Genomic DNA, 14732 nt, shown 5'->3' on the forward strand with positions numbered 1-14732 from the left:
TCCGTCATAGCGAGGCCGTTCACACGACGTGTATCACTATCGATAACCACCCCTTATCGATAGTTATAGACGTCGCGGCGCAAATCAGCGATTCTGGCGGACCGGACGCCCGCAAATTACGCCACCCGGCCTCAGATCGACGAGAGGACGCGCCGCTGTCAGCCCCCTGCCCTCTTCCGGACGCCTTTGGCCGCCGCCGGCGTGCGTCACTCGGTGCGCGGCACCTGGCCGCAGGCGACCGGCTTTGGCGAAGCCGAGCAGCTTCTCCCGGGCGGCCGTGGCGAGCTTCGGCGGCAGTGGCCCGTACCAGACGCTTGGGGGCGTTCGGCCGCCGGCGGCGCGCAGGTCCGGCCCCGGCCACGCGAAGACATTCGCCTCGTTGCAAATGATCCAGGAGCGCTGGGCGTCGAGGCCGAGGCGCGCCTTGGTCACCGGCGGAATCTCGATCGCTGTCGTCGGGTCGGCCGGCGGACTGTGGGTCACGGGGACTACGATCGCGACGATGCGATCGCCCTCACGCCGCGTCGCAGTGACCAGCGCGCACGGCCGGTTCTTGACCCCCTCCTGGTCGCCGCGCCGGTGATCGTCGGCCCACAGATAGCTATAGTTCAGGAGCCAGCCGACCTTCGGCTCAAGCGTCATTTCGCCTCGAGCTCGGCATCCAGATGCTCATATCCGGGGGCCATTTCGCTGGCCTCGATCGCGGCGATGTCTTCGTCCGTGAGGTCTTCGGCCCGCACCGCCCGGCGGTCGCGGGCGCGCAGCCGCTCGTATTCGTCGTACGAGAGCACGACGTTGCGCGGCCGGCCGTGTTTGGTAATCAGCACCGGCTGGCTGAGCGAGCGGTCGAGCGCTTCGCCGACCCGGTCCTGGAATTCGCTGGCGCTGAGGGTGACAGTGGCCATAAGAAATCTCCATTTCCGCCAAAATAGCGAAAATAGGGATATTATTCAAGTGCCGTGGGCGCGATCCGATCGCAGCCGGAGCCTTTCATGACGTCCGGTACTCCCCCTGCCGATTCGAACATCTGGACGCTCACGAACTAGAGCGTGATGAGATTAGGTTTGGTCATATCCAGCGTTGGTGAAGTAGTTTGAGCACTCGGCAGGCGTGACGGTGTCGAGAATCGGACCAATGGCATCGTAGACGGCCTCGGTGGTCCGCTTTGCAGCTTTACGAAGCCAATGCTTGAGTTTCGCGAAGAACTGCTCGATCGGGTTCAGATCGGGTGAGTATTTCGGTAGGAAGAACAGCCGCGCACCGGCGGCACGGATGATGCGGCGCACGGCCTTGCCCTTGTGCGAGCCGAGGTTGTCCATGATCACGATGTCGCCGGGCCGCAATGTCGGGACTAGAACCTTCTCGACGTAGATTTGGAAGGCTTCGCCATTGATCGGTCCATTGATGAGCCACGGAGCCGTGACGCTATCGTGGCGCAAGGCGGCCAGGAAAGTCATGGTCTGCCAGTGGCCATGTGGCACCGTGGCCTTGAGCCTTTGACCGCGCGGCGCCCAGCCCCGCAGCGGCGCCATATTGGTTTTAGTCCAGGTCTCGTCGATGAACACCAGGCGAGACGGGTCGATCCGCTCCCGATATTTGGTCCATTGCGCCCGCCGACGGGCAACATCTGGACGGTCCTGCTCAGCAGCAATCAGCGTCTTTTTTTGTGACTGAGCTTCTCGGCGTGAACGAAGTCCCACACCGTCCGGTAATCGACCTTCAGGCCACGCTCGGCGAGCTCGGCCACCAGCCCGCGCAAGGTGAAATCGGCCGTCCGGCACCGTTGCACCAGCCAATCACGATGCTTTCCCGAAATCTTCTTCGGCTTGTAGCCGCCGATCTGGTCCGGCTCGACGCTGCCGGTCTGGCGAAAGCGCTGCACCCAGAGAATGGCCGTGCTGATGCCGACACCAAATTGCGCCGCCGCCTGATGGCACGACAGCCCACCCTCGCAGACGGCGCCAACCACGCGCTCGCGTAGATCAATCGAATACGCTCGCCCCATCCATGCTGGCCTCCTTCCCAGCCAGCATGGTGAATCAGAAACAAGTGGCCTGGCCTGCGCCCGCTCGATGAGACAGGAAAAGTGTGCCTTTGCGCTCGATCTGAACGTAATCGGCCACACCCGACCCGATTGGCGCCGAGATCTGCGAGGTCGGTGTCCTTCAGGCGCTTCCAGACCGCCGTCACGTCGCCGTTGTCCTTGGCGAGCTCGGCGGTCATCCATGGCCGCAACTCCCCGAGCCGTGTGCCATCCGGACGGATGACGGACCGGGTGTCGCGCCAGTAATCGATCGGCGCGACGCCGAACTTTAAGCCCGGAAAGGCGGCGGCGAGGGCAGGGAGCAGCTGCTCGTCGACCCTGGTCGGATCGAGCCCAGCCAGGACCGTCTCAAGTGATGCGGCATCCGGGAGGCCGGTAGGGGTGCTCATTCTCGCACGCTTTCAGCGCGGACCAGGGCGTTCATAGCTCGACGTCACGCGGTCGATCACGAACACGTTCGAGATCCATCGGGGCCTCCCGCAGGGGCGAAGCCAGCAACAACTCATCACCCGACATGGGGCGCCACAGGCCGTTGTGGTTTCGGCGCAGGAATGGGCACGCAAGCCAGAGCGTAAAGGCACGCTCGCGGAATTCCTTTGCCGAGAAGCTCAGCTTCAAAAAAAGCGTGGCGGCTGGCGAAGCCAAGCAGTTTGGGGTGGCGATCAGCACCGCCATTGGCTGGATGAAGCGGGTCGATGAGACCGGCAGCGTTGAGCCTAGTCAGATAGGCGGCTACAAGCCGAAGGCGATTTCGGGCGAGCATGCAGTCTGGCTGTCGCGACGGATCAAAGACGGCGATTTCACCATACGAGGGCTCGTTGCCGAGCTTGCCGGACGCGGCCTGAAGGTCGACTATCACTCGGTGTGGGACTTCGTGCTTGGCGCGGCGGCGCCTCCAATGGACAAAGTATCAAGGTCGCGTCGAAGCTGAGCGGCTGGTCTTCATCGACGAGACATGGACCAGGACCGATATGGCGCCCTTGCGGGGATGGGCACCGCGCGGGTGCAGACTTCACGCCAAGGTTCCCCACGGCCGCTGGAAGACCATGACCTTCCTGGCGGCCCTGCGCCATGACCGGATCGATGCGCCATGGTTCATCGAGGGGCCGATCGATGGCGTGAGCTTTCGCGCCTATGTCGAGAATGTTCTTCTGCCCGTCCTTCGACCCGGTGATATCGTCGTCTTGGATTACCTCGCAGCCACGGGAGCAAGGCAGTTCGCCAACTCATCCGTTCGGTCGGCGCCAAACTCTTCTTCCTGCCAAAATACTCGCCCGACTTGAATCCGATCGAACAGGTCTTTGCCAAGCTCAAGCACCTGCTCCGCAAAGCTGCCGCGCGAACCGTCGATGCGGTCTGCGCCGCGATCGGCAACGCACTCGATGCCTTCACTTCCGAGGAATGCGCCAACTACCTCAAAAATTCAGGCTATCGAACTTAATGCCATCACGCTTTAGAGGCCCTTTATCAGCATACAAGCGCATTACCGCGGTCGAAATTGACAGCCGTGCAGAATGAAAAATAACAACTCAGAATCAGTAGGTTAGTTTCTTCTAAGCGCCTAACCCGTGTCGGCTCCAGTTGCCCTTTACGGCCAACCTGCGGACCGGTACTTCAAGCCCTTGCGGAGACCCTCGGTCTACGGAAGAGAGCGCCGCTCTCGCATAGCCATGTCAGGCGTCGGAGTGCTAAGGGCAGTTCCCAGATGAGGGGCTTCCTTCCCCGCTCATCGAAACCAATCCGTTCAGCCGGTCCGCCAACTACTCTTGACCGTGTCGTACCAGCTAGCAGGTTCGCCGGTCGGCCGCGATTTGTGGCGTTAACCTTTCGTTAACTGAAAAGTCCTTGCCGGATTAAGAGAATCGGGCATCATTCACACTTCGAAGGTGATTTGCGCTGGAAAAGCGTTTTTGGGACCGGCTCTGATGGACGCGAACGTAGAAATCGATTTTGACGCGACCATCCTTCAGCAGGGTGAGCGGGTCTCGGACAAGCTGAACATACTTCGATTCGAGCAGTTTCCGCCTGATGCCTCGAAAGGGCTTCGCGGGTTCTCGCTGTCGGAGGTTGCCGAGTTCCTGGGCGTCACCGCCAGCCACATCAAGAAAATCCACCTGGAAGGCAAAGGACCCGAACCCTCTACCACACCGTCGGGACGGAGGACCTATACGGCCGAGCAGATGATGGAGCTTCGCCAGTTCCTGGACAAGAACGGGCGTGCTGACGTTAAACGCTATGTTCCACATCGCCGGGCAGGGGAGGCGATCCAGGTCATATCGGTCGTGAATTTCAAGGGCGGCTCTGGCAAGACGACGACGGCCGCCCACCTCGCGCAATATCTGGCGCTTACCGGTCACCGAGTTCTCGTAATCGACCTCGACCCCCAGGCCTCGCTTTCGGCCCTGCACGGGATCCAGCCGGAGCTCGACAAGAACCCGTCGCTGTACGAGGCACTGCGCTACGATTCCGAGCGAAAGTCGATCTCGGAAACGATCCGCCGCACGAATTTTCCGGGGCTGGATATCGTGGCGGCCAACCTCGAACTTCAGGAATACGAATACGAGACGCCTCTCGCTGCAGCGGACCGCAGTTCGAGCGAAGGGCGAACATTCTTTACGCGCATTTCCTCGGCCTTGAAGGAGGTTGACGACCGATACGATGTCGTCGTGATCGATTGCCCGCCGCAGCTTGGCTATCTTACCCTCACGGCGCTGATGGCCTCGACCTCGGTCCTGATCACGGTCCATCCGCAGATGCTCGACATTTTGTCGATGTCGCAGTTTCTGCTGATGCTTGGTGGCATCCTGCAATCGATCAAGGCCGTCGGCGCCGCCGTCAAACTCAAATGGTTCCGCTATCTCGTCACGCGCTACGAGCCGACCGATGGGCCGCAGGCGCAGATGGTCGGGTTCATGCAGGCCATGTTTGCCGGCAACATGCTGTCCAATCACATGTTGAAATCCACTGCTATCTCGGATGCCGGCATCACCAAACAATCGCTCTACGAGGTCGAGAAGTCGCAGTTCATCCGCTCAACTTACGAGCGGGCCGTCGAAAGCATGAACGCGGTCAACAGCGAAATCGCTGGCCTGATTCACAACGCGTGGGGCCGGCGATGAGCTCGAAATTGACAGCCGTGCAGAACGCGATTTTTTCCAAGCGAGTCAGTTGTCTAGGCCATAGATTGAGAGGCCGGTCATGAGGAAGAATTTGCTCGGCACTCTCTCGGGCGCCGATGCGGCTCAACGGGGTCCCGAGATTCCCGCTGGGGCTACGACCGCTCGCGCCGATTACGCGATGCGCGGTGCATCCGGCGCAATGCGCCGCTCTTTGGACGAACTCGCAGAAGCATCCCAACGGATGATGGAAGGCGAAACGATCGTCAGCCTCGACCCCGCACTGGTCGACCAGTCTCCGGTCCTCGATCGCATCCAAACGGATGATGACGAGTATCGGGAGTTAAGGGATGCCATTAAAGCCCGGGGCCAGGACACCCCGATCCTCGTGCGACCGCATCCGAAAGCGGCCGGCCGTTATGTCGTTGTCTTTGGTCGCCGGCGGCTGAAAGCTACGCTTGAGCTCGGCCTGCAAGTCAAGTCCGTCATCAAGGCGTTGGACGACACGACCGCCATCGTCGCCCAGGGCCAAGAGAATGCTGCCCGGTCCAATCTTTCCTTCATCGAGAAGTCGCGCTTCGCGAAGCGGCTAGCAGATCTCGGCTATGGCAAGGAAACGATCAAGGACGCGCTGGCGATCGACGACACGTTGCTGTCGCGCATGCTCTCCGTTGCGGAGTTGATCCCAGATACCGTGCTTGAGGCTATCGGCGCCGCAAAGGCCGTCGGCCGCGATCGCTGGGAAGAGCTCAAGAAAATTGTCCAGACGCCGGCGAGCGCCGCAAAGGCCGTCGCCTTTGTCGAGGGCGCGAAATTCAGCGAAGCGCAATCGGATGATCGCTTCAACATGTTGCTGAGCCACCTGCAGTCTCAGCGCAAGCCGCGAAGCGCGCCGAAGGCCGCGAAGCCAACGATCTGGTCGCCTCCCGATCAGTCCGTCAAGGTTACGGGCAGGGGCGCCGGAAAGTCCTACACCCTTGCGCTCTCGGCCAAAGACGGGCCGCAGCTTGGCGCTTGGATTTTGAACAACCTGGAGTCGATTTATCGCGATTTCAGGCAGGCGAAGAAAACAGGAGATTAGACAAGCAAAAGAAAAAGGCCCCCGTCACGTCGCCGTTCCGGAAGCCCCTTCTCTAAGTTGGCACTCTGAGAATCACACTTCCGCGAATCACTGTCAAGAGCCTTTGGCGTCGTTTTCGGCGAGCGGATTTCTTTTGCCCTAACTGAGGGCAGAAACCATGACCACGCATACCCCAACGACGCCCTTTGGGCGGCGATCGCTGACGCTTGCCCATGTGGCAAGCCAACTTGTGGCGACCACGCGGCCCCCTGAAAAGGTCGTGCACAAATGGAATATCTTCCACGCCATCTGTACGGCACGGCCGCGCCTCGGGGTGTCCGAGCGCTCGCTTTCGGTGCTGAACGCACTTTTGACCTTCCATCCGGAGACGGCACTGACAGGGGAGGACGACCTGATCGTCTTTCCTTCCAACGAAAAGCTCACGCTGCGCGCGCACGGCATGCCCGCTTCGACATTACGCCGTCACCTCGCCGTTCTGGTCGACGCTGGGTTGATTATTCGGCGTGATAGCCCAAACGGCAAACGCTACGCGCGAAAGGACAGCGCCGGCGAGATTGAGCTTGCCTTCGGCTTCGATCTCTCACCGCTTGTCGTGAGGTCAGAGGAGTTCGAGCACCTGGCGGCCGACATAGAAGCAGAGGCGCGCGCGCTCAGGCTCGTGCGCGAGCGCATCACGCTTTGCCGGCGCGACATCGCCAAGATGATTGCCACCGGCATCGAGGAAGGTGTGCCGACGCGTAGGGGAGGGCGGGGACCGGCCGATTGGCAAGAGGTCCACGCCGCTTTCGGGGCGATGCTGGGCCAGATTCCGAGGACCGCCTCGCGGGAGCAGCTCGCGCCGATCGCCGACGAGCTGTCGCAATTGGCCGACGATGTACTTAATCTTCTGGGAGCTCACATCAAATCCAAGAATCCGAGCGCCAATGAGTCCCAGTCTGAGCGCCACATACAGAATTCAAATACAGATGCCCCTATTGATCTTGAACCTAGCCTCCAAGAAGGCAGGGCGGCGCGAGCTGAGCCAAAACCTCAACCATCGCGAGTCGCGGAGGGTTCGTATCCGTTGGGAATGGTGCTGAGTGCATGCCCGGACATCGTCGATTATGCGAAGGGCGGGATTGCGAACTGGCGCGATTTCCTCGCCACCGCGGCGGTTGTGCGATCGATGCTGGGGATCAGTCCGAGCGCCTGGGAGGAGGCCCAATCCGTCCTGGGTGACATGCAAGCGGCGGTCGTCGTCGCCTGCATCCTGCAGCGTGGCACCGCGATCAGATCGGCCGGCGGGTACTTGCGCGGGCTGACGCGGAAAGCGGAGGTCGGGGAATTTTCGCTTGGGCCGATCCTGATGTCGCAGATCAACTCCCGGCTCCACGAAAAGCGACGAGCCTGACGGTGGGTAGGCCGGATCGGATTCCGGCTTGTGCGGGTCTGGCGGTGTTCGTTCGCCGCAAGCAGGCGTTGCCAATTCTTAAGCGAGCGGGCAGATGGGCCGCTAGTCTCCCCCGTGGGTCGGTCAAAATCCCCCGGGTATGGTCACTTGAAACTCCCCCACCTGATGATCGTCGTCAGCGGCGCTGAACAGCGGTAGCCGGTCAGGCAGGACGTTTATTTTCGGTCCCTTTAGCCAGCAAGGAGACCGAGGAGTTGAACGTCTTGAAGCCACACCTGCAAAGCACGGTATTTACGCTACTCGATCGCAACGCCAGCCAGCGCGAGATCCACAGGCTGACGGGGGTCGATCGCAAGACGATCCGGCGTTACCGGGCGCTGTGGGCTGGTGCGGAGGCAAATTCCCCCGGGGAAGTGACCACCGGCCGGGTGAGCGTGGACGGCCAAATTCCTCCACCCCGACCACCGGCTTTTGGGGGGTCGGGTGCGACGGTCACCGGCAGCCAGGCCCGCTCGGCCTGCGAACCGCATCGGGCATGGATCGAAGAACAGGCCCGCCTGAAGCGAAATGCGCAGGCGATTCACCAGGACCTGGTCGATCGATTTGGCTTTCCGTCCAGCTACCAGAGCGTCAAGCGGTTTGTGCGCACGTTGCGGCACGCCGATCCCGAGCAGTTTGATCGCCTTGAGTTCCTCCCCGGCGAGGAAGCTCAGGTCGACTATGGCGAGGGCGCGCCGACGGTTGATCCGAAGAGTGGGCGGTACCGTCGTCCCCGCCTGTTCGTGATGACGCTGCGCTACTCGCGGCGGAGCTTCCGGCGGGTGGTCTGGCAATCCAGCCAGCAGGTCTGGGCGCAGCTTCACGAAGAAGCGTTCCGGTATTTTTGGCGGGGTCCCCAGCTATGTCGTGCTCGACAACCTGAAAGAAGGCGTCCTCAAGCCGGATTTGTACGAGCCCCAGCTCAACCCGATTTACAGCGCGATGCTGGCTCATTACGCCGTGGTCGCCGATCCCGCGCGCGTGGCCGATCCCAACCGGAAGGGGAGCGTCGAGAACGCGATTCAACATACCCAGGGCACCGCGCTGGCCGGACGGCGCTTCGAGACGCTGGAAGCCCAGAACGAGTTCTTGAGGCACTGGGAGGAGAACTGGGCTTCCAAACGCATCCACGGCAGCACGCGCCGTCAGGTCGAGGCGATGTTCCAGGAGGAGAAGCCGCACCTGCGGCCGTTGCCAGTGGCTGCCTTCCGCATCTTCACCGAGGTCGTTCGGACCGTCTGCGACGATACCACCGTGCGTGTTGATAGCAGCTATTACGCCGCGCGGCCTGCGCCCATCGGCAGCCAGGTCGTGGTGCGGATCTACGCCTCGACGATCGAGATCCGCGATCGCCACACCCATGCGCTGCTGCGCGTTCATCCCCGGATGGCGCATCCCGGTTCTGTCGTCCTGCCGACCAACGAGCGGCCGTTCAATCCGTCGCGGCAAACAGCCTTGCTGCTGTCGAACGCCGGCCGCATCGGCCCGCAGACCAAGGCGCTGTGCCAGCAGATGTTTGACACCGAAGGGCGCGTCGGACAACGCGCGATGTGGGGCATTGTCGGGCTGAGCCGGAAGTATCCGGCACGGCTGGTCGAACAGGCTTGTGCGCACGCCATCGAGAACCGCATCTACCGTTACAAGCACGTGCGTGCGACCGTCGAGCGGCTGTTTGAACAGGCATTCGCGCAGATTGAAACGACGCCACCACCGACATCGCAGCTCATTCAGGATCATCCACTGATCCGCGCCCCCGCCGAATACGGCGATCTCTTCAGCCGCGCTGTGCGGCGCGACGCCGACGACAATGGCCGGCAGGCCGAGGCTCACGACGACCGCGCCCCTGTAACCCGCGCTCGTGTCGCCTGCGCAACCCCGACCAGCTCCGGCGCCACGAGCGCTCCCGCTGCGCCTTCTCAGCTCAAACTGGAGACCCAACCACATGATGACCATGCCGGAAATTGAGCGTTGCCTGCGACAGCTGCGCCTGTCAGGCGTCCGCGACACGCTGCAGACGCGCGTGCTGCAGGCGCAGGGCGCCAACCAACCCTTCCTCGAGACCTTCTCCTTGATCTTGCAGGACGAACTGGATCGCCGCCAATCCCGTCTTATCGAGCGGCGATACCAGCAATCCGGGCTCGATGAAAAACTGACGCTCGCCGAGTTCGACTGGTCCTTCAATCCCAAATTGCCGCGCCAAACTTGCTTCCAGCTCCACACCCTGGCGTTCATTGCCGCCGGCGAGAACGCGCTGCTCGTCGGCAAAACTGGCACCGGGAAATCCCACATCGCCAAGGCGATTGCCTATCAGGCGATCCTGCAAAACCACAAGGTCCAGTATCTTGAGACCGACGACTTCTTCCACCGCTATGCCCTGAACTCCCCGGCGCAACGCGAGGTCCGGCTGAGAACCATCATAGACTGCGATCTCCTCGTGCTGGACGATCTGTTCCTCGCACGCGCCATCCCTGACGACGCTGGTGCATTGCTGCAGACCCTGATCCATCAGCGATACAAACTGCACCGCAGCGTCATCGTCACCTCCAATCGCGTCGTGCAGGATTGGGGGACATACCTGGGGGACAACACCATGAGCACGACGATCCTCGATCGCCTGATGCATCATTGCCATCTGCTTGAGTTCGACGGACGCAGCTATCGGCTCAAAGAGGCCGCTGAAGCTCTTGCCCGTGAAACAAAGGCAAACTAACAATCAACTTGTCCTGCCTCGCGGGTGGAGGAATTTGACTGACCGCACCCGGAGGAATTTGAAGCGACCCGCGGGGCAGCAATTGAATGCCGCAATATGGCGCAGGCCCAGAATGTGTTGGTTCAAACCAACACGGGGAGAGGGCGGTCGCGCATTCGGTGACAGCGTCAGCTGCCTGTCGACCGATGAGGACTGGGCACCCATCCGGAACGCCTTCTTTCTTTGGTTGGCCGACCTGACTCTTTTGGCAGGGGATTTCGCGCCGGTCTTTGAAGATTATCCGGAAGGCGCCGGTCCGTAGAGGGTGTTGGTTCAAACCAACACCGGGGATGAAGGCCGGTTTCGTCGAGATCGTGCCAGCAGGCGCAGCACGGTTCGGAAGAACATGGTCACCGATGAACACGATTGTTATCAACAATCAAAAAGGGGGCGTCGGTAAGACGACGCTCGCTGTGCATCTGGCCTGGTTCATGGCGGAAGCTGGCCGCCGGGTTCTGATGATCGACGTCGATGCGCAGGGCAACGCGACCGACACGCTCAAGCAGCATATCGGGTCGACTTCGGCGGCCGATCTCTTCAAGCCGGCGACCCGGTTTGTCGCTGGCGAAAACAACGGCATCACGCTGGCGCCGGCCGACAGCTCCTTGACGGACATCGATCGCGGCAATGCTGCGGCCGTCACGACCCTGCAGCAGAATCTCGCCGATGCCGCCGAACGGTTCGATGTTTGCGTGATCGACACGCCGCCATCGCTTGGCCTTCGCAGCGTCGCTTGCCTGGTCGCCGCCTCGCATGTGCTGGCGCCGATTTACCTCGAAGATTATTCCGTGAAAGGCGTCAAAGGCCTGATGCAGACCGTGATTGGAGTTCAACGACGGTACGGTCGCCAGGACACGAGATTTCTTGGCCTACTGCCTTCGAACTTTAACACAAAGTCGCCTCGTCAACGAACGCACTTGGAGCAGTTGTTGCGCGAAGCGGGCAAGTACGTGTTCCCAGGCCAAATCGTTGCACGGGACGGCTATGCCGAAGCCGTGGCTGAGCGGGTGCCGGTGTGGAGCTTGAAGCGCCGCTCGGCGCAAGAAGCGGGTCGGGAAATCCGCGCGGTTCTCGCCAAGATCGCAGAACGGCTCGATCAGGAGACGGCAAATGACGCTCGATCTCAGTTTTAAGGAACTCGTCGACGCCGCCGCAAACCCTAATCCAGCAACCGGACGGCCGCTCTTGGTCGCGATCGACTGCATTGATGAAGACCCCGATCAACCACGCCGCAACTTCAGCGAACAGGAGTTGGAGGAGCTCTCGCAGTCGATTGGCGAACATGGCGTGCTGCAACCCATCGTGCTTCGCCGTTCTAATGAGGATGGGCGCTACGTCATCGCCATGGGCGCGCGCCGATACCGCGCTGCACATCGCGCGGGGCTGCGTGAAATGCCCGCATTCGTTCAGGACGTCGGTTTGCCAGACCGATATGCGCAGATGATCGAGAATATCCAGCGCGATGATTTGCGCGCGCCTGAGATCGCGAGCTTCATCGCAGACCGATTGGACGCCGGCGATACCCAAGCGGATATCTCGCGCAAGCTAGGGAAACCAAGAGACTGGGTGTCGCGTTACGCGTCGGTTCAAGGCATGCCGGAATTCCTTCGGGCGCGTCTTGAAGGCAGTTCGATCCGTGCTCTTTATGAGCTCTACCTAGCCTGGCGCACGCATCCAGACGAGATCGAACAGCTTTGCGCGACGCAGGACAGTTTCACCGACGCGCAGGCTCGGCAGCTGGCCCGGGACGTGCGTGCCAAGGCCGGCCACCCCAATGCTCAGAGCGAAATGTCTGCTGGACCTCCCAGCTCCGGAAAATCTGCTCCCCTCCCGGAAGCCGTGCTTCCGCGCGCCGCTGCGAAAGACCAAGAAACAGCAACCGAGGATCAAGCGCCAAAAACTCGCGTCGTTTCACAATCGAGGTTGGCAGCGTCGCTGGCAATCAGGGTTCGGTACCAGAACCGGGTCGGGCAGCTTGTTGTCGATCGGCTCGCGACGCAGGGCTCCCGTCACGCTTTGGTGTTGGTCGATGGTGCGGACCACGCAGAAGAAGTTCCAGCGTCGGCACTCACGATCGAGGAGATCCTCTCGAGATGAACTCGTTCGACACTTTCGCAGCGGCGGAAACAGACTATCGGCGTATGCCGTCGGAGCGACTTTCCCATCCGAAGGATGGCGCGTTAGCGCAGCAGCCGAAGGCCGAACGCGCTCCCCATAGCGCTGTAGTGAGGCCGCAGGCTGCTGGAACGTCGCGGCCCACATCGCCGATGTTAGTTAGTGTCTTCGCTTCCTCGGTTGCCGGCGGATCGGTGTTCGCGATGGTTGCTGCGCCAAAGGCGCGCCGCGAGCAGACGTCGGTAGAGAAGCCAGGGCCTGTCGATCGCTTTGTGGCGAGCCCTAAACACAAAGAGTATTGGTTTGAACCAACACGGAGGGGTAGGTTTTTCTGCTTTCTAGTGCAGGATAGGCTTCGCGCCAGCGATGTATTACATGGCGATCGGGATTGGAGTGCATGGCTCTGATCTCGCTTCGCGTCTCCGACGAAGTCGCGGCGGAGTTCTCAGCTTTTGCAGCTACCCAGGGCGGTAAGTCCGCGCTGCTGCGGCGTCTCATTGCTGATGCACTGGCTGCGCCATCGCCGCGCATCTTGGCGATGCCGGTCGGGCGGCCGGAAAAGGTGACGGTGCGGTTTCGCGAGAGCGAGATGAGGCAGCTCGCGGAAGTCTCGCATCAGCGTGGCATGACCCGAACCGGCTGGATCGTTGCGCTGGTGCGCTCGCGATTGGGGGCGCCGGTGCAGCATTCCTCGTCCGAGCATGAAGCGCTCCGCGCGATCATTCGCGAGCTCAACCGGATCGGGGGCAACATCAACCAGATCGCGCGTGCCGCAAACACCAGCGTGCTGCAGGGCAGGGCGGTTGAGCCCGATCTATCCGCAATTCAAGAAGCCAAAGTGGTCATTGAAACAGAGCTCACGCGTCTACGTAGTGCGCTGCACGGCAACGCGGATTATTGGGATGGGCGGCGATGAGCCGGCGCCCGCCGCGGCCGACCGACCTCGCCTCCGAACTCCCGCCGATCTCGTATGTCTGGGAGACGCCCAATCGGCGTCCCCGGCGGGCCGAGTGGGATATCCCAGATCCTGCCGCTCCGGGCCGCCTTACGCCGGCGATGCGCGCAAAGCTCGAACGCATCGTGCCCCGAGCACCGGAGGTGATGGTCAAGATCACCGGTCGCACCAAGAGCGTGGCGCATCTCAAGTCGCACCTTGCCTACATCACGCGAAACGGCGAGCTCGATGCGGAAACAGAGCAGGGCGCGACGCTGGTCGGTCGTTCTGGATTGAAAGATCTGCAGCAACGCTGGGAGGATGATGCCGGTCTCGACGACAAGCGCCGCCGTGATGGATCGCTTTCGATCAACGTCATTCTGTCGATGCCGGCTGGCACCGATGCCATTGCGGTCAAGGATTCAGCCCGGGCATTTGCCATCGAAACGTTCGGCCACAACCACGACTACGTCTTCGTTCAGCACCTCGACGACAAACATCCCCACGTGCACTTGACCGTTCGGTCCCTGGGGCATGACGGCAAGCGCCTCAATCCTCGCAAGGCGGATCTTCAGGTTTGGCGAGAACGGTTTGCTGGCGAACTTCGGCTACGCGGGATCGCGGCAGAGGCAACGCCGCGGCGAACCCGCGGACGAGTTCGAAAGGCCGATCGTGGGGCGGTCCTCGCTTTGCGCAAGCGAAACATCACGCCCGATGTCGATCGGCTCGCTCGTAAGGAGGTGCTTTCGGAGGTGAGAGGCGGCAAGACCGCCAAACCCCTTTGGGACGAACAGATTAAGACACGTCAGGAATCGATCCGGCGGCGTTATCTCGACTATGCCGCCGAGCTACAGCGTTCCAGAGTGGCAGCAGATCACGCGCTAGCGCGACAGATCCGGCAATTCGTCAACGACATGCCGGCTGTCGAAACTCTCCGGCATGCGCTGAAGAACGAACTTTCGGAGTTTGCTGATACTCGGCGCCGCGGCCCGGAGCAGGGCGTCGATGAACAGGGGCGAGAGAAAACACGAGGCCAGGAGCAGACCCGATAGGTTGGGCCAGATATTCTCGAGCTAGATATGGTCTCTGCGGCCATCGCGAGCGGCGTTATTCACCTTAATTGTCGAGGATGTTTACGACCTCAAGCGGAGCTTGGGCGCGTATCCGGGCTCTACGGGGTTTTTTCGCTAAGGGCCGGACGAGGAGATGAGGCGAAAGCCGGCGGCAGCGGACCGGACAGCCGCGATCCCAAGCCTCCGATCAT

General features: G+C 61.4%; 11 protein-coding genes and 3 pseudogenes. 11 read left to right on the top strand and 3 right to left on the bottom strand.

Annotated elements, in window-relative coordinates; all coding sequences use genetic code 11:
* Positions 1-84 precede the first annotated feature (84 nt).
* The 3 genes from AAFX91_RS11670 to AAFX91_RS11680 form a co-directional block, all read right to left on the bottom strand.
* Complete coding sequence (locus AAFX91_RS11670; RefSeq protein ID WP_394566535.1) at positions 85-642, bottom strand: hypothetical protein; 558 nt, start codon at positions 640-642, stop codon at positions 85-87.
* Complete coding sequence (locus AAFX91_RS11675; RefSeq protein ID WP_394566536.1) at positions 639-905, bottom strand: type II toxin-antitoxin system prevent-host-death family antitoxin; 267 nt, start codon at positions 903-905, stop codon at positions 639-641. Before AAFX91_RS11675 ends, AAFX91_RS11670 begins: the two co-directional genes overlap by 4 nt.
* Positions 906-1058: 153 nt before the next feature.
* Positions 1059-2005 (bottom strand): IS630 family transposase gene (locus AAFX91_RS11680; RefSeq protein ID WP_394566556.1). Its coding sequence is split into 2 segments (ribosomal slippage): positions 1059-1664 and positions 1667-2005, totalling 945 coding nucleotides; the frame shifts between segments, so codons are not numbered across the junction.
* 537 nt (positions 2006-2542) lie between these two features.
* On the opposite strand from AAFX91_RS11680, the pseudogene AAFX91_RS11685 reads away from it, so the two are divergent.
* From AAFX91_RS11685 to AAFX91_RS11735, 11 genes and pseudogenes are all read left to right on the top strand, one after another.
* Positions 2543-2743, top strand: a pseudogene (locus AAFX91_RS11685) (type II toxin-antitoxin system prevent-host-death family antitoxin); the annotation flags it as partial.
* A pseudogene (locus tag AAFX91_RS11690) lies at positions 2685-3485 on the top strand (IS630 family transposase); the annotation flags it as partial. The pseudogenes AAFX91_RS11685 and AAFX91_RS11690, both read left to right, overlap by 59 nt.
* 484 nt (positions 3486-3969) lie before the next feature.
* Positions 3970-5163, top strand: coding sequence for a plasmid partitioning protein RepA (gene repA, locus AAFX91_RS11695; RefSeq protein ID WP_394566537.1), 1194 nt, complete (start codon positions 3970-3972; stop codon positions 5161-5163).
* Positions 5164-5254: 91 nt separating this feature from the next.
* Entirely contained in the window at positions 5255-6241 is a 987-nt protein-coding gene (repB, locus tag AAFX91_RS11700; RefSeq protein WP_394566538.1) for a plasmid partitioning protein RepB, read from the top strand.
* A 157-nt stretch (positions 6242-6398) separates the two neighbouring features.
* Positions 6399-7631, top strand: a complete 1233-nt coding sequence (repC, locus tag AAFX91_RS11705) for a plasmid replication protein RepC (RefSeq protein ID WP_394566539.1) — start codon at positions 6399-6401, stop codon at positions 7629-7631.
* Between the two features lie 217 nt (positions 7632-7848).
* Positions 7849-9635 (top strand): annotated as a pseudogene (gene istA, locus AAFX91_RS11710) (IS21 family transposase).
* Entirely contained in the window at positions 9613-10380 is a 768-nt protein-coding gene (istB, locus tag AAFX91_RS11715) for an IS21-like element IS1631 family helper ATPase IstB (protein ID WP_229188386.1), read from the top strand. Before istA ends, istB begins: the two are co-directional and overlap by 23 nt.
* A 329-nt stretch (positions 10381-10709) precedes the next feature.
* A complete protein-coding gene (locus tag AAFX91_RS11720) occupies positions 10710-11552 on the top strand; it encodes a ParA family protein (protein ID WP_394566540.1) in 843 nt (280 codons plus the stop codon).
* Entirely contained in the window at positions 11530-12516 is a 987-nt protein-coding gene (locus AAFX91_RS11725) for a ParB/RepB/Spo0J family partition protein (RefSeq protein WP_394566541.1), read from the top strand. The genes AAFX91_RS11720 and AAFX91_RS11725 overlap by 23 nt, the downstream gene beginning before the upstream one ends.
* Before the next feature lie 415 nt (positions 12517-12931).
* Positions 12932-13450 carry a MobC family plasmid mobilization relaxosome protein gene (locus AAFX91_RS11730; protein ID WP_394566542.1) on the top strand — a complete coding sequence of 173 codons (519 nt, stop codon included), beginning with the start codon at positions 12932-12934 and terminating at the stop codon, positions 13448-13450.
* On the top strand, positions 13447-14520 hold the full coding sequence (locus AAFX91_RS11735; protein ID WP_394566543.1) for a relaxase/mobilization nuclease domain-containing protein: 1074 nt from the start codon (positions 13447-13449) through the stop codon (positions 14518-14520). The genes AAFX91_RS11730 and AAFX91_RS11735 overlap by 4 nt, the downstream gene beginning before the upstream one ends.
* Positions 14521-14732: the final 212 nt, after the last annotated feature.

This window comes from Bradyrhizobium sp. 31Argb, assembly GCF_043638955.1.
GTDB lineage: Bacteria > Pseudomonadota > Alphaproteobacteria > Rhizobiales > Xanthobacteraceae > Bradyrhizobium.